The 22,338-nt window shown below is 36.4% G+C and carries 26 protein-coding genes and 1 tRNA gene; 17 read left to right on the top strand and 10 right to left on the bottom strand.

The genetic code is table 11. The annotated features are described in order from the left end of the window. Nucleotide 1: 1 nt before the first annotated feature. Both QOX03_RS00655 and QOX03_RS00650 read left to right on the top strand, forming a co-directional pair. Complete coding sequence (locus QOX03_RS00655) at nt 2-1,108, top strand: DUF4837 family protein (RefSeq protein ID WP_283671083.1); 1,107 nt, start codon at nt 2-4, stop codon at nt 1,106-1,108. After that, nucleotides 1,105-1,710 carry a DUF4254 domain-containing protein gene (locus QOX03_RS00650; protein ID WP_283671082.1) on the top strand — a complete coding sequence of 202 codons (606 nt, stop codon included), beginning with the start codon at nt 1,105-1,107 and terminating at the stop codon, nt 1,708-1,710. Before QOX03_RS00655 ends, QOX03_RS00650 begins: the two co-directional genes overlap by 4 nt. Before the next feature lie 37 nt (nt 1,711-1,747). Here QOX03_RS00650 and QOX03_RS00645 read toward each other — a convergent pair whose 3' ends face one another. Next, nucleotides 1,748-3,232 (bottom strand): PLP-dependent transferase, encoded by a 1,485-nt coding sequence (locus QOX03_RS00645; protein WP_283671081.1) that lies wholly within the window; start codon nt 3,230-3,232, stop codon nt 1,748-1,750. A gap of 2 nt (nt 3,233-3,234) precedes the next feature. After that, a complete protein-coding gene (locus QOX03_RS00640; protein WP_283671080.1) occupies nt 3,235-4,419 on the bottom strand; it encodes a trans-sulfuration enzyme family protein in 1,185 nt (394 codons plus the stop codon). A 110-nt stretch (nt 4,420-4,529) separates the two neighbouring features. On the opposite strand from QOX03_RS00640, the gene QOX03_RS00635 reads away from it, so the two are divergent. The 6 genes from QOX03_RS00635 to recJ all read left to right on the top strand — a co-directional run bounded on the left by QOX03_RS00635 (nt 4,530) and on the right by recJ (nt 10,006). After that, nucleotides 4,530-4,856 carry a nucleotide pyrophosphohydrolase gene (locus QOX03_RS00635; RefSeq protein ID WP_119057190.1) on the top strand — a complete coding sequence of 109 codons (327 nt, stop codon included), beginning with the start codon at nt 4,530-4,532 and terminating at the stop codon, nt 4,854-4,856. Further along, nucleotides 4,856-6,076, top strand: coding sequence for a 3-phosphoshikimate 1-carboxyvinyltransferase (locus QOX03_RS00630; protein WP_283671079.1), 1,221 nt, complete (start codon nt 4,856-4,858; stop codon nt 6,074-6,076). The genes QOX03_RS00635 and QOX03_RS00630 overlap by 1 nt, the downstream gene beginning before the upstream one ends. 234 nt (nt 6,077-6,310) lie before the next feature. Then, nucleotides 6,311-6,835 (top strand): DUF4136 domain-containing protein, encoded by a 525-nt coding sequence (locus tag QOX03_RS00625; protein ID WP_283671078.1) that lies wholly within the window; start codon nt 6,311-6,313, stop codon nt 6,833-6,835. Nucleotides 6,836-6,907: 72 nt separating this feature from the next. Next, nucleotides 6,908-7,465, top strand: a complete 558-nt coding sequence (locus tag QOX03_RS00620; RefSeq protein ID WP_283671077.1) for a DUF8457 domain-containing protein — start codon at nt 6,908-6,910, stop codon at nt 7,463-7,465. A gap of 4 nt (nt 7,466-7,469) precedes the next feature. Further along, nucleotides 7,470-8,141, top strand: coding sequence for a 16S rRNA (cytidine(1402)-2'-O)-methyltransferase (gene rsmI / locus QOX03_RS00615; protein WP_283671076.1), 672 nt, complete (start codon nt 7,470-7,472; stop codon nt 8,139-8,141). A gap of 161 nt (nt 8,142-8,302) precedes the next feature. Then, nucleotides 8,303-10,006 (top strand): single-stranded-DNA-specific exonuclease RecJ, encoded by a 1,704-nt coding sequence (gene recJ, locus QOX03_RS00610; RefSeq protein WP_283671075.1) that lies wholly within the window; start codon nt 8,303-8,305, stop codon nt 10,004-10,006. A gap of 11 nt (nt 10,007-10,017) precedes the next feature. On the opposite strand, the gene QOX03_RS00605 is transcribed toward recJ, so the two are convergent. From QOX03_RS00605 to QOX03_RS00575, 7 genes are all read right to left on the bottom strand, one after another. Continuing rightward, entirely contained in the window at nt 10,018-10,302 is a 285-nt protein-coding gene (locus QOX03_RS00605; protein WP_283671074.1) for a hypothetical protein, read from the bottom strand. Between the two features lie 93 nt (nt 10,303-10,395). Then, entirely contained in the window at nt 10,396-10,884 is a 489-nt protein-coding gene (locus tag QOX03_RS00600; RefSeq protein ID WP_119057197.1) for an ExbD/TolR family protein, read from the bottom strand. A gap of 11 nt (nt 10,885-10,895) precedes the next feature. Further along, on the bottom strand, nt 10,896-11,522 hold the full coding sequence (locus QOX03_RS00595; RefSeq protein WP_283671073.1) for an ExbD/TolR family protein: 627 nt from the start codon (nt 11,520-11,522) through the stop codon (nt 10,896-10,898). Between the two features lie 13 nt (nt 11,523-11,535). Then, complete coding sequence (locus QOX03_RS00590) at nt 11,536-11,982, bottom strand: hypothetical protein (RefSeq protein ID WP_283671072.1); 447 nt, start codon at nt 11,980-11,982, stop codon at nt 11,536-11,538. Between the two features lie 26 nt (nt 11,983-12,008). Beyond that, nucleotides 12,009-12,770 (bottom strand): MotA/TolQ/ExbB proton channel family protein, encoded by a 762-nt coding sequence (locus QOX03_RS00585; RefSeq protein ID WP_283671071.1) that lies wholly within the window; start codon nt 12,768-12,770, stop codon nt 12,009-12,011. 59 nt (nt 12,771-12,829) lie between these two features. Beyond that, nucleotides 12,830-12,916, bottom strand: a tRNA-Ser gene (locus QOX03_RS00580). A 79-nt stretch (nt 12,917-12,995) separates the two neighbouring features. After that, a complete protein-coding gene (locus tag QOX03_RS00575) occupies nt 12,996-14,036 on the bottom strand; it encodes an asparaginase (RefSeq protein ID WP_283671070.1) in 1,041 nt (346 codons plus the stop codon). Between the two features lie 119 nt (nt 14,037-14,155). Here QOX03_RS00575 and lysM point away from each other — a divergent pair, with 119 nt between their 5' ends. From lysM to QOX03_RS00545, 6 genes are all read left to right on the top strand, one after another. Beyond that, nucleotides 14,156-14,611 carry a peptidoglycan-binding protein LysM gene (gene lysM, locus QOX03_RS00570; RefSeq protein WP_283671069.1) on the top strand — a complete coding sequence of 152 codons (456 nt, stop codon included), beginning with the start codon at nt 14,156-14,158 and terminating at the stop codon, nt 14,609-14,611. A 90-nt stretch (nt 14,612-14,701) separates the two neighbouring features. After that, nucleotides 14,702-14,902 carry a heavy-metal-associated domain-containing protein gene (locus QOX03_RS00565; RefSeq protein ID WP_283671068.1) on the top strand — a complete coding sequence of 67 codons (201 nt, stop codon included), beginning with the start codon at nt 14,702-14,704 and terminating at the stop codon, nt 14,900-14,902. Between the two features lie 74 nt (nt 14,903-14,976). Continuing rightward, nucleotides 14,977-16,485, top strand: coding sequence for a bifunctional phosphoribosylaminoimidazolecarboxamide formyltransferase/IMP cyclohydrolase (gene purH, locus QOX03_RS00560; RefSeq protein ID WP_283671067.1), 1,509 nt, complete (start codon nt 14,977-14,979; stop codon nt 16,483-16,485). Nucleotides 16,486-16,506: 21 nt separating this feature from the next. Beyond that, complete coding sequence (gene purD / locus QOX03_RS00555; RefSeq protein WP_283671066.1) at nt 16,507-17,748, top strand: phosphoribosylamine--glycine ligase; 1,242 nt, start codon at nt 16,507-16,509, stop codon at nt 17,746-17,748. Beyond that, nucleotides 17,749-18,417, top strand: coding sequence for a monofunctional biosynthetic peptidoglycan transglycosylase (gene mtgA, locus QOX03_RS00550; protein ID WP_119057206.1), 669 nt, complete (start codon nt 17,749-17,751; stop codon nt 18,415-18,417). Between the two features lie 94 nt (nt 18,418-18,511). Then, complete coding sequence (locus tag QOX03_RS00545; RefSeq protein WP_283671065.1) at nt 18,512-18,922, top strand: hypothetical protein; 411 nt, start codon at nt 18,512-18,514, stop codon at nt 18,920-18,922. Between the two features lie 62 nt (nt 18,923-18,984). Here the strand turns inward: QOX03_RS00545 and QOX03_RS00540 are convergent, their stop codons facing one another. Beyond that, nucleotides 18,985-19,500: a DUF2480 family protein gene (locus tag QOX03_RS00540; RefSeq protein WP_119058820.1), complete on the bottom strand. Its 516-nt coding sequence runs from the start codon at nt 19,498-19,500 to the stop codon at nt 18,985-18,987. Nucleotides 19,501-19,898: 398 nt separating this feature from the next. Here QOX03_RS00540 and QOX03_RS00535 point away from each other — a divergent pair, with 398 nt between their 5' ends. From QOX03_RS00535 to dtd, 3 genes are read left to right on the top strand one after another with little or no spacing between them, the layout of a single operon-like run. Then, a complete protein-coding gene (locus QOX03_RS00535; protein ID WP_283671064.1) occupies nt 19,899-20,966 on the top strand; it encodes a bifunctional 3-deoxy-7-phosphoheptulonate synthase/chorismate mutase type II in 1,068 nt (355 codons plus the stop codon). 3 nt (nt 20,967-20,969) lie between these two features. After that, nucleotides 20,970-21,905 (top strand): ribosome small subunit-dependent GTPase A, encoded by a 936-nt coding sequence (rsgA, locus tag QOX03_RS00530; protein WP_283671063.1) that lies wholly within the window; start codon nt 20,970-20,972, stop codon nt 21,903-21,905. Further along, nucleotides 21,880-22,335: a D-aminoacyl-tRNA deacylase gene (gene dtd, locus QOX03_RS00525; protein WP_283671062.1), complete on the top strand. Its 456-nt coding sequence runs from the start codon at nt 21,880-21,882 to the stop codon at nt 22,333-22,335. The genes rsgA and dtd overlap by 26 nt, the downstream gene beginning before the upstream one ends. Nucleotides 22,336-22,338: the final 3 nt, after the last annotated feature.

Here is a 22,338-nt window from a genome sequence, read left to right as displayed (position 1 = left end):
TATGCACTTGTTCAATAAATTAAGCTTTATTTTTTTTGCCGCTTTATTGATTTACGGGTGCGAAAAAAAATCGAATCAAGAGCAAGAATCTTCGTACCGGCCTGATTCTAGTGGCCCTATTAACTTGGTTTCCGTTTTTTCGGATCCTCTTTTATATGACAAGCTAGAGCCAGGCTTAAATGATACTTTGCTCTTTGGTAAAGTTTTTCCAGGCTTATATTACCCCCCTGAAGTGATGTTCGCTACTCGCCCATTTAGTATGGGTGTTTTTGATAATTTTAAACGGACACGCTTAGTTTTAAAAATAGAAAAAGGTGCTCCTAAAATTGAACTATCAAAAGATAAATACGCTAAACCTCAAGGCTTTGTAAATGTTTCTGGTGAGTCTAACGAACAAATTCTTGAGTTACTTTATCAAAACCAAGACTCAATTTTAGACCTTTATCGCTGGGCAGACCGTACATTTTTATTGCAAGGTTTCAAAGAAAAAAGTAAATCAACCCCGCAACTGGAGAAATTAGGAATTAATCTACTAATCCCCAATGACTTTAAATTAGCTGAAGAAAATAAAAACTTTGTTTGGTTTAGAAAAGATGAAGTCAACACCGTGCATAACAGGACTGCTAACAATAATATTGTAAACCATAGTTCTAACGATATTTTGAATATTTTAGTTTATAAAGTTCCTTTCAAAAAATCTGATTTAGAGCTGCTGGATTTAATTAAAATTAGAGATAGTGTCAATGCTAAATACACCAAGGGAGCCCGTGAACCAGAATATCAGTACATTGGTGTAGACTCTATCAAATTATTGGTTTCAGACTTTATACAAACCGAGCCCGAGCCTGTTTTACGCGATTTTTTTGACTTCAAATTAATTCAGAATCAAAATAAGCAAAAAACTTATGAAAGCCAAGGTTGGTGGTCTATGTCACTATCTCAGATGGGCGGTCCATATACGACCAAGGTCATCTTAGACACAGAAAATCAGGAACTCTACATCGCTGATGCAATTCTATTTGCGCCGCTCAATCAAGGAAAAAGCAAAAAAAGAGATTACCTTACGCAAATGGAAGGTTTATTCACTACTTTTAAAATTCTGAAATGAAATTAACTGAAAAAGCTTGGAGAATTTTTGAGCAATGCATCGCAGACTATCATCAAACAGATAGTGTCAATGCTAAAATTCAAAATCCGTATGACTCTTCATCTTTCGAGCATTTATTGTATCGAAAAAACTGGATAGACACAGTCCAATGGCATTTGGAAGATATTATCCGAGAGCCCAAAATCAATCCTGAAGAAGCTTTGAGAATAAAGCGTTGGATTGATCAATCTAACCAAGAAAGAACAGATACCGTAGAGTACATAGACAGTTGGTTTCTAAATAAATATAAGAATGTGAGTTTGCTTCCCAATGCTAAAATTAATACCGAAAGTCCTGCTTGGGCAATGGATCGGTTTTCTATTTTAGCCTTGAAAATTTATCATATGAAAGAGGAGGCAGAACGAGACGATGCTTCTGCTGAACATCAAGCGAAATCTGCTGAGAAACTCCATGTTTTGTACGAACAAAAACAGGATTTATCTACCGCCATAGAAGAACTTTTAGCTGACTTAGCCAGCGGATATAAAAAAATGAAAGTTTATAAACAAATGAAAATGTACAACGATGAAGAGCTCAACCCTGTTCTGTACAAGAAAAAATAAATTTTTATAATAAAAACTTAAAAACCCCTGAGATATTTTATAAATTTTTAAAAGCTTTTAAAATTTCTTCAATGGGTTCCGCTCCTACAGAAATTCGCAACAAATTCGGGTTCAAATCGTTTTTTTCTAAATAATCAATACCTGCTTCCGTTTGCAACAAATCGTAATGCGCTAAATAAACGTACGCCATTGCCAGCGTAAACTCGGTGCCTAAGCTTGGTCCCTTCGCAAATGGCAACATATCGTAATACGCCCGAATATTCCCCTTAAAAACAAGCCCCAATAGTGGCACCCCAGGGATGCTGGTTTTTGCAATTTTCTTATAATTCTCTCGTGATTTACCTTCTTGAACGGCATAAATTTTAGCTGTAAAATCTTGCTTTTTCAAAAATTCATAGAGCTGGTGTGCATTTTCAGCTGCTTGCTTCACTCGATTTTCATAACCTGAAATTTCAAATGCCAACCGCTCTACATCTCGCTGATACGGCAAAATCAAAAAATCTTCTGATGTTTGTAAAAAAGCTTTTCCTCTCTCAAAACTTGGGTTAACAATCACGGCTCCCATCAGCACATCTGCATTGCCAGAGGCAAATTTTGTTAAACTTTCTACCGCCACATCACAATACGGTAAAACATCAACTAAATAAGGCGTCCCAAGCGTAGAATCTACAATTAATGGGAGATGATATTTCAAACAAAGTTCTCTCAGCCACGGCAAATCTACGCATTGCAACGACGGATTGGTAATTACCTCCGTTACCACGCAACTCAGATTTTGGTAATTGTTCTCCAAATAATTTTCCAGGGCATTTTTATCATGAGCATTTAGCTGCACATAACACTCAGAATCATAGTTTTGTATGATTTCTTGAGAATCCAAATAAAGCCAACCCAGCTGTACAATTTTCCCATTTTTAGATTTATTTTGAAGTCTTAAAATAGTTTCTATTGCTGCAAAAACAGCATTAGTCCCACTATTGGCCAATAATACATCGCTAGGCTTGCAGCCATAAGCCTTTGCCAAACTATTTTTAATTTTATTAGGTGCATTTTCTGTTATAATTTCTTCTTCAAACCGATTTCCAATCCAATTTTTGTCATACAAAAGATCTTCTGCCCTTCTGGAACTTACAATTGCACCAATGTTTCGAATAATTTTTTTTAAGGCTTTAAAAATTTTATCTTTTTTATCGATTTTCACAAAAAATAATCCCCATTTTTCTGAATAATCTAGCGGCTGAAGAATTTTATTTTCTATAATTTTTAAAATACGCTCATTAGGCAAAACAAAAATTTCAAATTCTGGTGAAATGACATTTTCTTCTCTAAACTTTAGAATAATTTGTTTCACAAAACCATTCACAAAAAAACGTGGATAGCCACTTCTCATTTGCTGGAGCAACGCTGGTTTTTCTTCCTCGTAATCAATAATATCTTGAAAAAATGGCAAAGAAACCGAAACCGCATGCGGATTGTCTTGCGGAATAAATTCACCTGTTGGTATCAATGGGAAATAATTCATTATCAATTTTTTAAGGCTTGTAAAATATCTTCTTTTAAATCATCGGGATGCTCCAATCCTACCGAAAAGCGGATGGTTTTATTTGAAAAATCATTTTCTGCACCCGCACTTGGTTTTTTAGAGGCGTGGCTCATCAATGATGGAATTTCCATGCGAGAATCTGACGTGCCAAAGCTTACTTTTTGCCCGATGAATCGAGTATTTTTCATCAAAATATGTGCTCGTTGCTCACTTTCCATTTCAAAAGTCAATACTGCTGGTGTGTATTTCATTTGCCGTTTCGCCAGTTCAAACTGCGGATGCTCAGGGCTTCCCACAAATCTCAGGTTTGAAATCTGTGAAATTTCATTCAAAAATTGATAAATTATTCCAGCATTTTCAGCTTGTTTTTCTATACGAGTCACCAGCGTCGAAAGTCCCAAAGAGGTTATAAAAACGTCCATCGGAGACTGTGCTCTCCCCTGTGCATTGCAGTAATATTGTACTTTTTCATTCCACGCTTCCTCTTTGCTCACCAAAACACCTGCCGTAATGCTACCGTGCCCAGAGACGTATTTAGTCGTAGAAAAAACTGAAAAATCAGCGCCCAAACTCAAGGGTTTTTGCGAGGCAAATGTCGCCATGCTGTTATCTACGGCAAACAATGCGCCGTGTTTATGGCAAATCAAAGCAATCGCTTCTAAGTCCAAGACTTTCAGCCCAGGATTTGTCGGTGACTCACACAAGACCAATTTAACTTTATTTTCTTTCAAATGTTTTTCTAAATTTTCTAAATCAGAAAGGTCTAAAAAAGTTGTGTGAATTTTATTTTTTTCAGCCAAAACGCTCAACAGGCGAAACGTTCCACCATAGCAATCTTTTTCTACAATGATTTTTTCGCCGTGCGCTAAAACGCTTTCAAACAGCAACGCTACCGCTGCCAAACCTGTATTGGTGCAGCACGCACCGTTGCCTTCTTCTGCAAGGGCGAAAATTCGCTCAAGCGCTTGTCTTGTCGGATTTCCAGAACGTGAATAATCAAAAATTTCATCGCCATATTGTTTGCTCAAATCAAATGTAGCCGTGTTATAAATCGGTAAATGCGTGGCGGCATAAGGGTCTTTGATGCCCGAATGTGCCGTGATATTTGCCAAAAGCGTTTCTAACTTCATGCTCCCAAAATTCGGAATAAATTCATCTATTTTCATTGTTTTTTTAATATTTTTTTAAGGCTTAAAAAATTTTCTAGGGGGAAAATCATTAGATAATGCTTTTTTTATTTATTTTTAAAATTCAAACTTTAACGTTAAATTTTTTTATGTCGCTAAAACCGCTTCAAAAGCAAGTCGATGAGTGGATTCAGTCTCATGGGGTTCGTTATTTTAACGAGTTAACTAATATGGCTCAACTCACTGAAGAAGTCGGCGAAGTTGCCCGCATCATTGCTCGCCGCTATGGGGAACAATCAGAGAAAGAATCTGATAAAAACAAAGATTTAGGCGAAGAGTTAGCCGACGTCATCTTTGTGGCTATTTGCTTAGCAAACCAAACTGGTGTGGACTTGGAGGCTGCTTTTCAGAAAAAAATAGAGGCTAAAACGAAAAGAGACCACAATAGGCATCAAAACAATCCTAAACTGAAATAATGTTGCACCTCTCTCACCCCAGTGCCGTCATTCACGGAGAAATAAATATCTCTGGGTCTAAAAGTGAAAGCAATCGTGGATTGATTTTGCAAAAACTTTTCCCACAAATTAGATTGGAAAATTTGTCTAATGCTGATGATACGTTGCTGCTAGAAAAGGCTTTAGATTCAGATTCAGGCGAGATTGATATTCACCACGCTGGCACGGCCATGCGATTTTTGACAGCTTATTTTGCACTTTGTCAGGGAAAAAAAATTATTCTAAAAGGTTCCGAACGGATGCACCAACGCCCTGTTTACCCGCTCGTAGAAGCGCTACGAGAGCAGGGAGCGAAGATAGATTATCTGGAAAATGAAAAATTTCCTCCGCTACAAATTCAAGGGCAGCGTTTGAGCCCATCTAATTTCAGCATCCCAGGAAATATTAGCAGCCAATACATTACTGCTCTGATGTTGGTCGCAAGTCGATTTGCTAAGCCTTGTAAAATTTCTTTCACAACTGAGCTCACATCCCGCCCGTACTTGGAAATGACAGCAGCTCTTTTAGAAAAAATTGGTGTAAGGGTAAACTTTGAACCAAATGGCGTTACCATTTATCCTACTCACGTTTTGCCCATAAATTTAAAAATCGAATCAGATTGGAGCTCAGCATCTTACTGGTTTTCAATGGTTGCTCTTGCAGAGAAAGCTGAGGTTAAGCTTCTTCATTATTTCCCCAACAGCCGCCAAGGCGATGCAGCCACTGGGAAAATATACCAACTCTATTTTGGCGTAGAAATGGAAGCTTCAGAAAATTTTATAAGCCTTAAAAAAATTCCTCACTTTCAGCCACCCAAAAATTTTGAACTAGATTTGAATGCTACTCCTGATATTGCCCAAACCATCGCTGTAACGGCAGCTGCAATGAAAATTAAAACGAAGCTAACGGGGCTTCACACGCTCAAAATTAAGGAAACTGATCGCTTAGCCGCATTGCAATCTGAACTTCAAAAATTTGGCGTGGAAACAAAAATTACCGACGATTCTTTTGAAATACTTTCTTTTTCTCAAGGCTTGAAAAATCCTGTAATAGAAACCTATAATGACCACCGAATGGCAATGTGTTTTGCTCCATGGGCATTGCGAGAGAAAATTTCAATCGCAGACCCCATGGTCGTGACTAAAAGTTACCCTAATTTTTATGAAGATTTAGAAAAAGTCGGTTTTATCATCAATCTATGAAAAAAAATCTTTTTTTTTGAAAATAAGATTATTATTCCAGCCCAAAAGTTCATAAAATTACAATTGAGTGAAAAGCACCTTCTCAAGCATGGCTATGGCGGTGAAAACGGCTAAAAACATTGCCTCTACGGATTTGAAGAAACGGGGCTTTTTCAAAAAAACAAATTAAAATATTAGTTTATTTTTTTGATAAGGAATAATTTTTGTTTGTCATTCAAAAAAACAATTTCAAACATGAAAACAATATTTTCTAGTCTTATTTTCTTTAGTTTCCTATGGCTAACGTCCTGTGGTTCAGTAAGTGTTTCTTCTGATTTTGATAGAAATGCCGACTTCAGCCAGTACAAAACTTTTGCTTACCACCAAGAGGGTTTGGAAAAATTAGAAATGAATAGTTTAGACAAAAAACGTGTCGTGACTGCCATTGGCAAAAATCTAGCAGCCAAAGGTTTTACCCCTGTGCAAGATGCAAATGCTGCTGATTTAATTGTGAGTATTTCTGCCGCTAACAAGAATAGAGTAGTTGTAGACCGTTGGTATGACCCGTGGTTTTTCTATGGGCCATTTTGGCAAAACCCCATGCAAACGAGAAATTACCGCGAGGGCACCTTAGTGATTGATTTAGTGGATGCTAAGCAGAATACGCTAGTGTGGCAAGGCATTGGAACGGGAATCAATTTAGACCGATTGGAGGAAAAATCGGTGGTGGTTCCCAAGGCGGTAGATGAAATTTTAGCAAAATTTCCTCCTAAAAAATAATTTTCTACGGTTTGAAAAAATCCGTTGAATTGACAGATTTTTTATCTTCAAACACTGAAATCATTTTTTCTTATGAATAAAAATTTAGATGAAATCAAAAAAGAATTAACCGAAGAAATTAAAAGTTTCGCTGGAGAAATTGCTCATGTGAATTCTTTCAATGGCTTACTGTTACAAGAAATTAAATTGCGAAGTTGGTATGAAAAATTTATTGTCGTAAAATATTTAGACAGAAAAAGAATTTTGGGTGCTGATTTGGATTTACCAACAGACTTGCCTCTTTCTCTGCCAAAGGAAATTCTCGATGAAGAAGATACACCTGTTTTTCATCAACTTCAAGAGCAGACAGAGGATGTTTCTCAGCGAGATTTAGAAGTTCCTCAGCCAGAGTCAAATTCAGTTCTTAGCCCTATTCGATTGGATTTGAATGATAAAATTGCTTTTAGAGCACAGCTTTTTAAAGGAGATGGCGAGTCTTTGGATTTGGTACTAAAAACGCTCAATAGAATTAATGATTTGCCTTCTTCTCTAACTTATCTGAAGGAGCTGAAAAATGAGATGGGCTGGGGAAACTCTGATGATGAATACTTGGAGCGACTAAGGGAGTTAATCGTCAAAAGATTTCACTAGGAAAATGGGAAAATTATTTTTAGTCCCTACACCAATTGGAAATTTGGCTGATATGACATTTCGTGGTGTTGAAGTGTTGAAATCGGTGGATTTTATCTTAGCTGAAGATACCAGAAACAGTGCTAAACTTCTGCAACATTATGAGGTTTCTACGCCGATGTACGCTCACCATGCACATAATGAACATCAGCATACCCCAGAAATCATCAAACAGCTGAAAGAAGGGAAAAGTTTTGCGCTGATAACTGATGCTGGGACTCCGGGAATTTCTGACCCAGGATTTCTTTTGCTGAGAAATTGTATAGAAAATGAAATTGAGACGGAAGTTTTGCCTGGGGCTACAGCTTTTGTCCCAGCTTTGATCCAATCGGCATTGCCCAATCATGATTTTTATTTTTGTGGTTTTTTGCCAGTGAAAAAAGGAAGACAAACCCGACTTAACCAATTAAGAGAATTGAAATCAACTTTGATTTTCTATGAATCTCCGCACAAAATTGAGAAAACGTTGGGTGATTTCGTAGAACATTTTGGTCGTGAACGCCAAGCTTGTCTCAGTCGGGAGATTTCTAAAAAATTTGAAGAACACCTGCGTGGGACTCTCGGAGAACTATTGGGAATCGTGAAGAATACTAAATTGAAAGGTGAAATGGTGTTGAGCGTAGAAGGTGTTAAATAATTTTTGAAAGTTGAAGAATTTATTTAGACTTGTTTTAAGTTTTTATGACATTCATTTTTAGTCATTTATTTTATTTTTCTCAAAATTTTCTAAGCCTTTAAAAATTTCTATTAAATTAAATAAATTTTCTTTCCCATAAATTCCCTGTATCTTTACAAAATATGTCTAAACGCTGGGTTCTAAAATCTAAATCTTCATCCGATCAACTTCGGAAACTCCAAACTGAGCTTCATATAGAAGAAAATTTAGCACTTTTGTTATCACAGCGCGGGATTGATGATTTTGATTCTGCTAAGAAGTTTTTCCGCCCAAGTTTAGATGATTTGCATGACCCTTTCTTGATGAAAGACATGCAAAGTGCTGTAGAAAGAATAGAAAAAGCCATAAATCAAAGTGAAAACATCATGGTGTATGGTGACTACGATGTGGATGGCACCACCGCTGTTTCTTTGGTTTACCTTTATTTAAAACAAATTTACTCCAATTTAACTTTTTATATTCCTGATCGCTACAAAGAGGGTTATGGCGTTTCTAAGGATGGAATTGACTTTGCTGCTGATAATAATATTCATCTAATTATTTCGTTAGATTGTGGCATTAAAGCCAATGAGCAGGTGGAATATGCTCGCCAAAAAAATATTGATTTCATCATAGCAGACCATCATTTGCCTGGGGAAAACTTGCCTCGTGCCGTTGCTGTGTTAGATGCTAAACGGAAAGACTGTTCTTACCCATACAAAGAACTAAGCGGATGTGGTGTTGGGTTTAAACTCACTCAAGCTTTGAATACAAAATTTCATCTTGATAAAAAGTTTCTGTATGCTTTGTTAGATTTAGTCGCTGTTTCCATCGCTGCCGATATTGTCCCCATCACTGGTGAAAATCGTGTTTTGGCTACCTATGGCTTGAAGGTTTTGAACAAAAAACCTCGCTTGGGACTAGCCATGCTTTTACCTCAAGAAAAGAAGGGTAATATTAATATTTCTGATATTGTTTTTGGTATTGCCCCCAAAATCAATGCTGCGGGTAGAATTCACCACGCGACCGATGCCGTGAAATTATTGACTTGTGAAAACAGCTTGACTGCGAGAAAATATGTAAGTCAAATTAATAAACTAAATACTCAACGAAAGAATATTGACCATAGTATTACAGACGAAGCCTTGGCTTTGCTCGGCAAAGAGACGGAAAAAAAGAATACAAATATTGTCTATCAACCGCATTGGCATAAAGGTGTGATTGGCATAGTTGCTTCTCGGCTTACAGAAACTTATTACCGCCCGACGGTAGTTTTCACAAAAGGAGAAGACAATAAGCTGGTAGCATCTGTTCGTTCCATTAAAGGTTTTGATGTTTATGAAGCCTTAGAGGAATGCTCTGATTTGTTTGAGCGTTTTGGCGGGCATATGTATGCGGCAGGTTTTTCTATGAAAGAAGTTCATTTGCCTGAATTTCGGCGAAAATTTGAAAAAGCTGTGAGTAAAAAAATTAATAGCCATCAGAAGAATCCCTCTATCGAAATTGATACTGAAATTAGTTTCAAAGAAATTACCCCTAAATTTTTACGAATTCTTCATCAATTTCAGCCTTATGGCCCCGAAAATTTAAACCCTTTATTTTTAACCCAAAATGCTCTTTTTGCTGGTTATGGAAAAAGGTTAGGGAAAAACGGAGAGCATTTGAAGTGTAATCTATTTTCAATGGATTCCAAGCAGATTTTCTCTGCAATTGCGTTTAATATGGGAGAGCTTTTGCCTCGCATCAAAGAAGAGCTTTTTGATATTGTCTATAGCATAGAGGAAAATCATTGGCAAGGAAAAACGTATACACAACTAAATATTAAAGACTTACGATTTCACAATTAATTTTTTATCTTTTAATGATAATGGTGGTCATGTTGAAAATCCAAACAATCTTCATACATCAGCATAATTTCCTTTTCGCTCATTTTTTGGATTGCTTGCTCAGCCTCTTTTTTAGTTTTAAAGTTTTCCATGGCTTTTTGAAGTCCGCATTCACAAATTTCTTTACTTCCTTCGGCTCCATTTGATGCCTGAATGCAGTCCTTTATGAACTTTTGCTGCTCTGAGTCTTTCCAAGATTCTTCTTTACAACTTGTGATAAAGACTAAACCTAAAATGTAGAATATTATTTTCTTCATCTTCTTATTTCTATTAAATTTTTTAAGCCTTAAAAAAAATCCACTTCTCTATGCAAAGAAATGGATTTTTTAGAATAAATTAAATTTTATATTCTACTCAGCAACTTCAGGACTGGCTTTTACACCTGCATAACTGACATTGAAGGCTTGTGAATAGCTTAATTGTTCTTTTATGGCTTGTACGTAACCTACTTTTGCATTTTTATCAATCGTAAGTTGCGTTATCAATCCGTATTCCATTAAATCCTGTCCACTTCTTTTGCTATTTTCATCTCCAATCCAGGCTCGTATATCATTGATTTGCGCTGGCTTATCATTTAGTAACAATAGGAAATCTTGAGGGTATTGGGATTTATTCTTCGGAACTCCTAAATAAAGATATGCAATCATATCTCTTTTCATGATTTTATTCATTGCACTTGCTTTGGGCATTTCTATTTTGATGAACTCATCATAACTAGATTGTCTAATGCTCGTAGCAATCATGAAGAAAAACAAAAGCATAAAGATAATATCTGGAAGTGCTGCAGTTGATGGCTGCGGTAAATCACCTGTTTTGTTGTCTTTAAATTTTCCACTCATAATTTTGAAATTTATTGTGATGCATCTGTCGGTTTAGGTTCAGCAATGATTTTAGGATATTTTGAATTAGCATCTTGAATGATTGCATTATCACCTTCCGTTTTACTTTTCGATGAATTAGGTACAACCGTTGCCCAATCTCTATTGTAAGCTCTTTTCACATAAGCGGCTTTTAAGTCCTCATAAGCAGCTTCTATCTCGCCTTGTAATGCCATGTAATCTTCCCAGTTGGTTCCTTTATCAAATTTGATGGAGACTACCGCCTGTTCTGGGTGAAGAGACAATCTAGGGTCTCTGTTTCCTTGGCAGTAATTACATGGTTGACCTCCAGCATTTGTTCCACCACCATTATCTACGTGTTTTTTTACAAGCTCTTTAACTTCTATAATGTTAATTTGCCTTACCACATCAGGGTCTTCCTTATAAAGAATTTGCCCGAATGCATTTGCTACAAACTCAATGGCATTTCTTTGATCAACTTCAATTGGCTGAGTATTGACGTGATTCAAATCTGGCAGTTGCCTTTGAATCCCTTCAGACTTCTCCATAGAAGATGCAATAAGAAAGAACGTTAATAGCAAGAACGCAATATCCGCCATTGAACTTGCATTAATTTCTGGTAATTTTTTTTGTGCCATTGCTTTTAATTCTTTAAGATTTAAATAATCCTATTACGGTATCATAGACCATATACAAAATAGCGATGATTAACAAAGTCAATGTCGCTATGATGCCAGTTCCTATTAATTTTGAAGTCATTCCGCCATCAAAAACTTCTCCTGTGCCAAATACAATATCTTCACTTCCTGAAAATATAAATCCTATCACAAGAGCGACCAAAACTGCTCCAAATACTCTAATAGCTTCGCCCATGTGTGTTGGATGTTTTATAACATCAACTACTTTGTAAACTACAAAAAGTAAAAAAGCAATAAATAAAGCTATTAAAGTAATCCAAATAATCATGCTTACAGCCCCTTTATTAGGGTCCCATACCACTTCTGGGTCTAGAGAGCCAGGCGTGGCTATTACATACACTCCACTTGCTGCTGCAAGAAAAGCGAATATGTATAAAAGGATATTTCCTATTGATTTCATTTTGTCATTTTTTTTGATTCGTTCTCTTATTTTCTGTATCTAACTAAGATATCCATTATGCTGATAGAAGCGTCTTCCATTTTGTTAACGATACTATCTACCTTAGCTGTAAGATAGTTATAGAAAATTTGAAGGATAATTGCTACAACCAAACCTGCCAATGTAGTTAACAAAGCTACTTGAATGTTACCTGCCATGTCTTGCGCTTGCACCGATCCACTCTTAGCGATGTCTTGGAACGCCATTACCATACCAACTACTGTTCCCATGAAACCAAGCATCGGGGCAATAGCGATGAATAGTCCAATCCAAGAAAGGTTTCTCTCCAATCGGCCTACTTCTACACCTCCGTAGCCTACAACGGAACGTTCTACGTCATCAAAAGGTTGATTATCACCAACTCTAGTCAATGCCTGATATGCGATAGAAGCAACAGGACCTTTTCTATCTCTCGCCACGTCTTTTGCGCTTTCAATGCCTCCATTATTCAAAGCCTCTTCGATTTCGTTTAATAATTTATCTGTGTTCACATCCGCAGAATTCAAATATAGCATTCTCTCTATAGCGAAAGCCAAACCTAAAATTAAACAGATCAAAGGAAGTGTCATCCAAAAAGGACCTCCCATTACGAAAAATTCCTTCAATAAATAAATAGGTCCACCGCTGGACTCCGTTGTCCCAACCACATCTGTTGTTTCTTGTAAAATGGTTGAAAATGTTGCCGCATTCGCTTGAACTGTAGTTAATGCAATTCCGGCCATAGCTAAAAGTGAAAATTGTTTTTTCATATGCTAAAATTTAATTCTAAAATTTATTTAGTTAACTAATTTATTTTTTCCTTTTCTTGCGGAGAAGAAGGGATTCGAACCCTCGATCCGCTTTCGCGGAAACACGCTTTCCAGGCGTGCGCCTTAAACCACTCGGCCACCTCTCCCTTTATTCATTTTCTTCTTTGCCTATGCGATTTCATTCTGCCAAATTAAACAAAATTATTTAGTTTGAAAAATTTTAATCTATTCAAAACACTCTCCAAATAAATTTTTTGTAAAATCCAACTTGAAATTAGTATGATTTTCTGCCTTTGCTAGCAAATGCATTGATTTAACTAGTGCCGCCTCTGTGGTCATGTTTTTCCCGCTTATAGCACCGATTTGCTGCCATTTTTTGCTACTCCCATACTTTCCTAAACTCACGCTTCCACCAACGCATTGACTCAAAATGATAATGTACATTCCTTTATTTATCTTTTTTTCTAAAGCCTTAAAAAATTTTGGGTAATTAAATATGTTTCCACTTCCGTAAGCTTCTACCAGCAGACATTGAATCTTTGAACTTTCCAACAAGTGCAATAAAATTTCTTCTTGCATTCCTGGGAAAATTTTAATCAACATCACTTGGCTAGACATGTCTCTGTAGTATTTTAATTCTTGACTCGGTTTTTTTTTCAGCAACAGGTGTTCATTCACCTCCATTGTAATTCCAGACTCGCCCAAGGGCGGAAAGTTGGGAGAATCAAAAGCATCAAAATGATTGGCATTAATTTTTGTCGCTCGGTTGGCTCTATACAATTTATATTCAAAATAAATGGCAACCTCTTGAATCTGCGATTCACCCAATTCATTTTTCAGTGATGCGAAGTAGATAGAGCTGATTAAATTCTCTTTAGCATCCGTCCTCAAATCCCCCACTGGTAATTGTGAGCCCGTCAAGATGATAGGTTTCGTTAAATTCTGTAGCATAAAACTCAAAGCAGAGCCAGTATATGCCATCGTGTCTGTGCCGTGCAATACCACAAAACCATCATAGCCTTGGTACTCAGCAAAAATTTTATCAGCGATTTTCTGCCAATACTCTACATTCATCTCCGAGCTATCGATGATTTGCTCAAACTCAAAAATGGTGATTTTTACTGGAATTTGCTTCAGCTCTGGAATATGTTGCGCAATGTTATTGAAATTGAAGGGCTCTAGCGCTCCCGTCTCAAAATTCCTGCTCATCCCGATGGTTCCTCCCGTGTAAATTAATAATATTTTAGATTTCTCTGTCCTTTGCACACCTCAATATTAAAAAATTTTACATTAATTTTAGGTTAAATTTTTTAAGGCTTGAAAAAATAATTTGTGGCATGATATTTTCCCATTTACTACTAATATAAATTAAAAATTTGAATTTTATGGGATTTTTTTCATTCATTAAAGATACTGGCTCAAAATTATTCGGGACAGAGGATAGTGCAGAGCAAAAAGCACAAAAGGTGAAAGAACATTTAAGTCAATACAACTTTGATTTATCTAGCGTTAACCTCAATGTTGATGGAGATACCGTTACTCTAAGCGGAAAAGCTAAAAATATTGATGAGAAACAAAGAATCCTTGCAACAGCTGGTAACGTAGAGGGAATTACTCATGTGAAAGATGATTTAACTTTAACTGAGCCTTTAAAAATTGAAATTCCAGATATCCAAAAAACTATGTATACAGTGAAATCTGGGGATACTTTGTCTAAAATTAGCAAAGAGGTTTACGGCGATGCAAATCAATACAATAAAATCTTTGAAGCAAACCGCCCAATGCTCTCTGATCCTGATAAAATTTACCCTGGTCAGGTGTTGTATATTCCTCAAGCTTAATTTTTTAAGCCTTATTAAAATACCGTAGCAGAATTACTCTCGTTCTGCTTTTTTTATTTCTAAAAAAACTTTAAAAATTCATGAAATTATATGACGACAAAAATTTATAAAATCAACGGTATGCAATGTACTGGCTGTGCTGATAGCATTGTAGAAAATATCAAAAAAATAGAAAATGTAGCCGATGCTAATGTCGATTTTGATTCTAAATCCATGAGTATTACTGGCTCTCCTGAAGAAGAGGTGATTCAAAAAGTGGTGGAAGCTTTAGGCTATTCGCTCCAAAACTAAGCGGCTGCTTGAGTTTTAACAAAATATTTATATTTGTACAGACGTTTATTTTTTAATTTTAAGAACTTTATAGCATGAAAACAGCTTTAATTAGCGTTTCAGACAAAACCAATATTGAGTATTTTGCTCAGAAATTAATTGAAAACAACTACCGCTTGCTTTCCACTGGTGGAACTTATCATCATTTGAAAAAAGGTGGCTTAGACGTGACGGAAGTTGCTGAAATCACTGGGTTTCCTGAAATTCTAGACGGACGCGTAAAAACTTTGCACCCTCACATTCATGGTGGGATTTTGGCAAGACGCTCAAAACCAGATGATTTAACTAAATTACAAGAACTAGGTATTGGCACGATAGATTTAGTCGTAGTAAATCTTTATCCGTTTTTTGAAAATGCTGATAAAAATTTAACCGATAGTGATTTAGCTGAATTTATCGACATTGGTGGACCTACCATGTTGCGCTCGGCGGCAAAATCTTATTTTGACGTTGCTGTCGTGACGGATTTAAACGACTACGGCAAAATTATTCAAGAATTAGAAGAAACAAAAGAAATTTCGTTCACCACAAGAAAGACCTTAGCGGGGAAAGTTTTTAATCTAACTTCTGCTTACGATGCAGCTATCGCAAAAAAATTACTGAACGAAGATTTCCCAGAATATTTCAATCTTTCTTATAAAAAACATTCTGTTTTGCGCTATGGAGAAAATCCCCACCAGTCTGCGGCTTATTACACTGCGACTACAGGCGGCGGCTCATTAAAGGATTTTGAGCAAATTCAGGGTAAAGAGTTATCTTTTAATAATTTGAGGGATTTCGACTTGGCTTGGAATGTAGTCAGAAGCTTTAACCACACAGCTTGTTGCGCTGTGAAACACAGTACGCCTTGTGGTGTTGCTTTAGATGAAAATTTACTAAAGGCTTACAAAAAAGCACATGATGCTGACCCAATCTCTATTTTTGGTGGAATTGTGGCTTTTAACCGAAAAGTGACCAAAGAAGTTGCAGAGAAGTGCAACGAAATTTTCTTGGAAATTGTTGTGGCGCCAGATTTTGAAAAAGGAGCTCTCGATGAATTTTCTAAAAAGAAAAATCTAAGGCTTATAAAAATTCGAAATTTTGAGCAGACCAAAACCAGCATCATCCCAGTAGATGGTGGATTGCTGGTTCAAGATAAAGACCTTGCTTTCACACAACAATTTGACCTAGTGACCGATAGAAAACCAACACCTCAACAACTGGAGGATTTAAAGTTTGCCTTGCAAGTCATCAAAAACGTGAAAAGCAATGCCATTGTAGTGGCAAATCAACTGCAAACCTTGGGCATTGGCACAGGGCAGACCAATAGAATCTGGGCAGCACAACAAGCCATCAATAGAGCAAAAGAAAAGCGCGAAGACGGTTTAGTTTTGGCATCAGATGCGTTTTTCCCCTTCCCAGATGTGGTAGAATATGCAGCAGAACAGGGCGTAGAAGCTATTATTCAGCCTGGAGGAAGTTTGAATGACCCTAAAGTCATCGAGAAAGCAAATGAACTGAATATTGCGATGGTAGTTACAGGAATGAGACATTTTTTACATTAAGATTTAAATTTAGAAAAACATATGCGAGTATTAATTATTGGCTCTGGCGGGCGTGAGCATGCCATCGGTTGGAAAATCAAAAAAGATAACCCCGATGCTGAGTTATTCTTCTCTCCTGGGAATGGAGGAACAAAAGATTTAGGCGAAAACGAAGAACTTGTTTCAATAGAAGAAGCAAAAAATTTTGCAAAATCTCAAGGTATTGGCTTGACTATCGTTGGACCTGAAGCTGAGCTAGTAGAAGGCATTGTAGATGTTTTCAAAAATGCTGGTTTAAAAATTTTTGGCCCGAATCAAAAATCAGCTAAATTGGAGGGGAGCAAAGCCTTCTCCAAAGAATTTATGACGAAATACGGCATCAAAACAGCCGAATCAAAAACTTTTCGGCATTTTATCGATGCACAAAAACACATTGAAAATTTAGAGGAGTTCCCAGTCGTCATCAAGGCCAGCGGATTGGCTGCGGGGAAAGGTGTCGTCATCGCTGAAGATAAATTCATGGCAGAATCTACCATTCGTAAAATCATGGTCGATGGTGAGTTTGGTGATGCTGGCAAAGAGATCGTGATAGAAACTTTCCTAAAGGGTTTTGAATGTTCTATTCTTTCCATTTTTAATGGGTCTACAATTACACCCTTCATTACAGCAAAAGATCATAAAAAAATTAATGAAGAGGATAAAGGCTTGAACACTGGTGGAATGGGCGTTGTAGCTCCTAATCCAAGTTTCACTGAGGCTCATATGCAAGATTTCATAAAAAATATTCTTATCCCTACTCAAAAAGGTTTGATAGAAGAAAAAATGAAATTTGCTGGAGTTATTTTCTTTGGATTAATGGTCACAGAAAATGGTGTTTACCTTTTAGAATACAATATGCGCTTCGGCGACCCTGAAGCCGAAGCTCTGCTTCCTTTGCTCAAAAATAATTTACTAGAAGTCATTAAAGATTCTATCGCAGGAAAAGAATTAAAACTAGAATGGGAAGATCAACATTCTTGCTGCGTGGTAATGGCCAGTGGCGGCTACCCAGGAAATTATGAAAAAGGATTTCAAATCAGAGGTTTAGAGAATGTAGAAGCACCATTATTTCTTGCCGGAGTCAAGCAAACTAATGGAAAATATTACACCGATGGCGGCCGCGTACTCAATGTGGTAGGTTTAGGAAAAGATTTAGAAGAAGCTCGAAATATCGCCTACAAAAATATTCAAAAAATTAATTTCGACTTTGAGTACTATCGTGAAGATATTGGTAAATCTATATAAATGCTAAGGAAATTCATCAAAGGGATTCTCATCATTCTCATTCTCCCATGGGTTTATGGAATTCTTTTAAATTTCATTTACCCGCCTGTTACCATTACACAAATCAGTAATCTACTGGCGGGTTATTCTTTAAGGCGCAACGATCTCTCTTCTGAAGAAATCCCGAACTATGCACGCTGGGCTTTGGTAGCTGCTGAAGACCAAAACTTTGCACAACACAAGGGCTTTGATTTCGATAGTATGAAAAAGGCTTTTGAAAACAACCAAAAGGGTAAAAAATTACGCGGTGGTAGCACCATCAGTCAGCAAACGGCAAAAAACATCTTTGCATGGCAAGGAAGAACTTATTTGAGGAAAGCAGTAGAAGCCTATGCGACATTTATTTTGGAAACTGTAACCTCAAAAAAAAGAATTCTAGATTTATACCTCAACTCTGTAGAAATGGGAAAAGGCGTTTATGGTATTGAAGCAGCGGCTCAATATTATTTTAAAAAAGAAGCCAATCAACTGACTGATTTAGAGATTTCTAAAATTATAGCGGCTCTGCCTAGCCCAAAAAGATATAATGTCAATCCTGCGAGTAGCTATATCAACAAACGAGCTTCTTGGATTCAAAGAAATGTAAGAAATTTGAAAGGCAATACTGAGTTAAAAAAGATTTTAGAATGAAATATTTGCTTTTTTTTCTAAGCCTTATATTTTTTTTTAGCTGTAAAAATATACCTGAAAAGAGCCCAAAAGATTTTGCAATTCAGCGCAAGTTTTGGGGGAACAAATCAAGCCAATTTTAGCTAGCCAATTTACCCTTCAAATTACCGATAAGGCGGAAGTGAAAAACATCGAATGGCAGAACCAGAAGATTGGTTTACCCTTTGACCAAATGGCTTTTTCTTCTATCGCCATTCCTTTGCCCAATGAGCCAGTAGGCGTAAAAGACCAATGGAAAAAAGAAATAAATGTGAACGGCATCACTACTGAAATGGTGTTTGAAGTTGAAGAAATTACGCCCAACGAGGTGAAAATAAACCTTCACGGCAAAGAAAAAGCAAAGGAATCAACTAAACTTGATGGCTACTATGTCTTAGATAGAAAAACCAGTTTTACTAAGTCTGGCAAAATCAATATTTATTTAAAAAAAGAAAAGCAAATGCAAATCATTTTTAAAGCTTTATAAAAAAATTTAAAGGCTTAAAAAATCGGGCTAAAAGCAAATCTCGTTTGGCAATACACCACGAGTTAATTTTTCCTTTTATATAGCGGGACTGTGCTGCAAGCCTCTCCGTACATCAAAGATTTTACGTAGGGCTGAATTTTTTGCACTAAATCCAAATATCGCTCTTGCTGAATCTTTAATTTATTACATCCTTTGATTATAACACGTTCATTTTTAAATCTTTGAGGATCTAAATTTTCAATTAAAAATTTTAGAACCTCATTCAGCGGGTCTAAATTCTCTTTGTGAGTGAAAACAACTTTCTTTGCCACTGGCTGAAGGTAAGTTAGCGGTAAAAGAAAAGCCCAACCAGGTAGGATGGCATCTGCAGAGCAATACAAATGTACGAATTTGCCCCGAAAATCATTCCAACAAAAACCTTTCAGCTCTTCTCTAAAGTTCTTTTCCTTCAGTAGAACATCTTCCAACAAAAAATTTTTTAAATCAAAATCAGCCCATTCCGCTTCTTCTCGTCGGTATAATTCTTCTAAGTCAATCGTTATCAGCCCACTATTAGCAACACGGTTTTTTATTTCCATTTCACGAAAAATTTTTTAAGGCTTAGAAAAAATATTCAACCGCCCGCAGTACATTGGTAAAAAAGTTGCCTAAAAACACTCCCCCCCTTATTTTATTCAACTGATTTTCAATTAAATAAAATAAAAAAGCAACTCTGGGAGAAAGTTACAAAAAAGTTTTGAATGAATTACGCTCAAATTCAGAAAATGATGATTTTTATTTTAAAAGAAATTTTACGTAGCTTAAAATCAATTCAATAACTCATAATAAATTTGTGTTTCAATGGGACTTAAATAATCTAGTAATAAATCTTGCCTGAGAATGTAAGAAATGTGTGATTTTTTATGAAAAGTTATTTTTAGATTAATCTTTTTAATCAAAAAAAATTATATTAGCCCGATTTTTAAAATTTCAAATTATGGAAACAAATAACTGGCTTAAAGCTTTTGACCGCCCATTGACTATTGCGGGCCCTTGCAGTGCTGAAAGCGAGGCTCAAATGTTGGAAATCGCAAGAAGTTTACCAAAAGATAAAGTAGAAGTTTTCAGAGCTGGAATTTGGAAACCGAGGACAAAACCTAATTGTTTTGAAGGCGTCGGTGCGATTGGGCTCAACTGGTTGTCTAAAGTTAGAGATGAGTTTGGCTACAAAATCTCAACAGAAATTGCGAATGCTAATCACGCCAAATTGGCTTTGGAATATGATGTAGACATATTGTGGATTGGTGCGAGAACTACGGTAAATCCCTTTCAAATTCAAGAGATTGCAGAGGCTTTACGTGATACTGATAAAATTGTTTTGGTCAAAAATCCTATAAATCCTGATTTAGAGTTATGGATTGGTGCTTTGGAACGACTCAACGGGCAAGGTATCAAGAACTTAGGTGTGATTCATCGTGGTTTCTCCACTTACAAAAAAGATAAATACCGAAATCAGCCCCAATGGCAAATCCCATTGGATTTAAAAAATCGTTTACCTGAAATTCCTATTATTTGCGACCCTTCGCACATTGCTGGCAATCGAGAGCTAATTCACGAGATTTCGCAAAAGGCGATGAATTTTGGCTTCGAAGGTTTGATGATAGAAACTCACGTAAATCCTGATGAAGCATGGAGTGATGCTCAGCAACAAATTACCCCCGAGCGTTTAGATGAAATTTTAAAGGCTTTAAAAATTCGAGAGGAAAACGACCCTGATAAAGATTTTCACGTTCAGCTAGAGAGTTTGAGAAATCAAATTGATGATACCGATACGCGAATTCTTGATATGCTCTATGAGCGAATGGATATTTCTAAAAACATCGGTATGCTGAAAAAAGAGCATAATGTAACGGTTTTTCAACCAAAACGTTGGCAAAACATTCAAAAACAAATTTTAGAAAAAGCAAGTAAACATGGCCTTTCTGAGGAGTTTGTAAATCGTTTCTTGACGGCGGTTCACCAAGAATCTATTAAAATTCAAAACCAAATCATGGGCGAAAATTAATTGATGAGAGGATTAGTTACAAAATCGACTGGCAGTTGGTATCAAATTCAGGCTGAAAATGGCCAAAAATATGAAGCCAGAATTCGAGGGAAATTCCGCTTAAGTAATATCAAACACACCAATCCTATTGTTGTGGGTGATTTCGTTGATTTTGAATTAGATAAAGATAATATTGCCGTGATTACTAATATCCAAAAAAGGCAAAATTACATCATTCGTAAATCTGTGAATTTATCTAAAAAAACCCACATCATTGCCAGCAATGTTGAGCTTGCGGTTCTCTTGGCTACCGTCAACCATCCTCGCACTTCTACGGGATTCATCGACCGATTTTTGATCACAGCAGAGGCGTATCATATTCCTGTTTTGATTGTTTTTAACAAATTAGATTTATATACCGAGAAAGACTTGGAAATTTTTAAAGCCTTGGAAAATTTGTACGAATCTATTGGCTATGAAGTTTTGGCCGTTTCTGCCAAAAAAAATAAAGGCTTAGAAAATTTAAAGGAATTTCTAAAGGACAAAACAAGCGTTTTCAGTGGGCACTCTGGGGTTGGGAAGAGCACTTTGGTGAATCAGCTTCATCCTGATTTGAATTTAAAAACCAAAGACATCAGCAATTTTAATAAAAAAGGACAACACACCACTACTTTTGCACAATTATTCTCTTGGCCTTTTGGTGGAAACATTATCGACACCCCTGGCATTAAAGAACTTGGTTTAGTAGACTTTAAAAAAGAAGAAATTCAAGATTATTTCCCTGAAATCTTTGAGCGAAAATCTGATTGTAAATTTCATAATTGTCTTCATACCACCGAGCCACAATGTGCTATAAAAAATGCTGTTGAATTAGGTGAAATTGAAGCATCGAGATATGATAGTTATTTAACTTTTTTGGAAGAAGCTAAAGAGCATGAGAACGATTATTCAAAGAGTTAAACACGCTAGCGTAGCGGTGGCGGGAGATACCATTGGTGAGATTTCGGCGGGATTATTGATTTTGGTTGGGTTTGAATCAAAGGAAACTCAAGAAGATTTTGACTGGATGATAAAAAAAATCACTCAGCTCAGAATCTTTAATGATGAAAATGGGATGATGAATCTTTCTGTTCAAGAAATCGGCGGTGAAGTGCTGATTGTAAGCCAATTCACACTGCACGCCAATTGCAAAAAGGGCAATAGACCGTCTTATATTCGCGCAGCTAAACCCGATGCCGCGATTTCGTATTATCAAAAACTAATTACTGAAATGGAATCTGCTTTGGGGAAAACTGTGCAAACAGGAAAATTTGGTGCAGATATGCAAGTGGAATTACTAAATGATGGTCCGGTAACAATTATTCTAGATTCTAAACAAAAAGATTTTTAAATC

Origin of the sequence: Candidatus Ornithobacterium hominis (genome assembly GCF_951229915.1) — a bacterium.
Classification (GTDB): Bacteria; Bacteroidota; Bacteroidia; order Flavobacteriales; family Weeksellaceae; genus Ornithobacterium; species Ornithobacterium hominis.
This window is presented reverse-complemented; position numbering and strand designations above follow the sequence as displayed.

Excerpts from the sequence above, each read along its gene's own strand:
- QOX03_RS00655 (WP_283671083.1), top strand. The coding sequence starts at position 2 with ATGCACTTGTTCAATAAATTAAGCTTTATTTTTTTTGCCGCTTTATTG.
- QOX03_RS00650 (WP_283671082.1), top strand. The coding sequence starts at position 1,105 with ATGAAATTAACTGAAAAAGCTTGGAGAATTTTTGAGCAATGCATCGCA.
- QOX03_RS00645 (WP_283671081.1), bottom strand. The coding sequence starts at position 3,232 with ATGAATTATTTCCCATTGATACCAACAGGTGAATTTATTCCGCAAGAC.
- QOX03_RS00640 (WP_283671080.1), bottom strand. The coding sequence starts at position 4,419 with ATGAAAATAGATGAATTTATTCCGAATTTTGGGAGCATGAAGTTAGAA.
- QOX03_RS00635 (WP_119057190.1), top strand. The coding sequence starts at position 4,530 with ATGTCGCTAAAACCGCTTCAAAAGCAAGTCGATGAGTGGATTCAGTCT.
- QOX03_RS00630 (WP_283671079.1), top strand. The coding sequence starts at position 4,856 with ATGTTGCACCTCTCTCACCCCAGTGCCGTCATTCACGGAGAAATAAAT.
- QOX03_RS00625 (WP_283671078.1), top strand. The coding sequence starts at position 6,311 with ATGAAAACAATATTTTCTAGTCTTATTTTCTTTAGTTTCCTATGGCTA.
- QOX03_RS00620 (WP_283671077.1), top strand. The coding sequence starts at position 6,908 with ATGAATAAAAATTTAGATGAAATCAAAAAAGAATTAACCGAAGAAATT.
- rsmI (WP_283671076.1), top strand. The coding sequence starts at position 7,470 with ATGGGAAAATTATTTTTAGTCCCTACACCAATTGGAAATTTGGCTGAT.
- recJ (WP_283671075.1), top strand. The coding sequence starts at position 8,303 with ATGTCTAAACGCTGGGTTCTAAAATCTAAATCTTCATCCGATCAACTT.
- QOX03_RS00605 (WP_283671074.1), bottom strand. The coding sequence starts at position 10,302 with ATGAAGAAAATAATATTCTACATTTTAGGTTTAGTCTTTATCACAAGT.
- QOX03_RS00600 (WP_119057197.1), bottom strand. The coding sequence starts at position 10,884 with ATGAGTGGAAAATTTAAAGACAACAAAACAGGTGATTTACCGCAGCCA.
- QOX03_RS00595 (WP_283671073.1), bottom strand. The coding sequence starts at position 11,522 with ATGGCACAAAAAAAATTACCAGAAATTAATGCAAGTTCAATGGCGGAT.
- QOX03_RS00590 (WP_283671072.1), bottom strand. The coding sequence starts at position 11,982 with ATGAAATCAATAGGAAATATCCTTTTATACATATTCGCTTTTCTTGCA.
- QOX03_RS00585 (WP_283671071.1), bottom strand. The coding sequence starts at position 12,770 with ATGAAAAAACAATTTTCACTTTTAGCTATGGCCGGAATTGCATTAACT.
- lysM (WP_283671069.1), top strand. The coding sequence starts at position 14,156 with ATGGGATTTTTTTCATTCATTAAAGATACTGGCTCAAAATTATTCGGG.
- QOX03_RS00565 (WP_283671068.1), top strand. The coding sequence starts at position 14,702 with ATGACGACAAAAATTTATAAAATCAACGGTATGCAATGTACTGGCTGT.
- purH (WP_283671067.1), top strand. The coding sequence starts at position 14,977 with ATGAAAACAGCTTTAATTAGCGTTTCAGACAAAACCAATATTGAGTAT.
- purD (WP_283671066.1), top strand. The coding sequence starts at position 16,507 with ATGCGAGTATTAATTATTGGCTCTGGCGGGCGTGAGCATGCCATCGGT.
- mtgA (WP_119057206.1), top strand. The coding sequence starts at position 17,749 with ATGCTAAGGAAATTCATCAAAGGGATTCTCATCATTCTCATTCTCCCA.
- QOX03_RS00540 (WP_119058820.1), bottom strand. The coding sequence starts at position 19,500 with ATGGAAATAAAAAACCGTGTTGCTAATAGTGGGCTGATAACGATTGAC.
- QOX03_RS00535 (WP_283671064.1), top strand. The coding sequence starts at position 19,899 with ATGGAAACAAATAACTGGCTTAAAGCTTTTGACCGCCCATTGACTATT.
- rsgA (WP_283671063.1), top strand. The coding sequence starts at position 20,970 with ATGAGAGGATTAGTTACAAAATCGACTGGCAGTTGGTATCAAATTCAG.
- dtd (WP_283671062.1), top strand. The coding sequence starts at position 21,880 with ATGAGAACGATTATTCAAAGAGTTAAACACGCTAGCGTAGCGGTGGCG.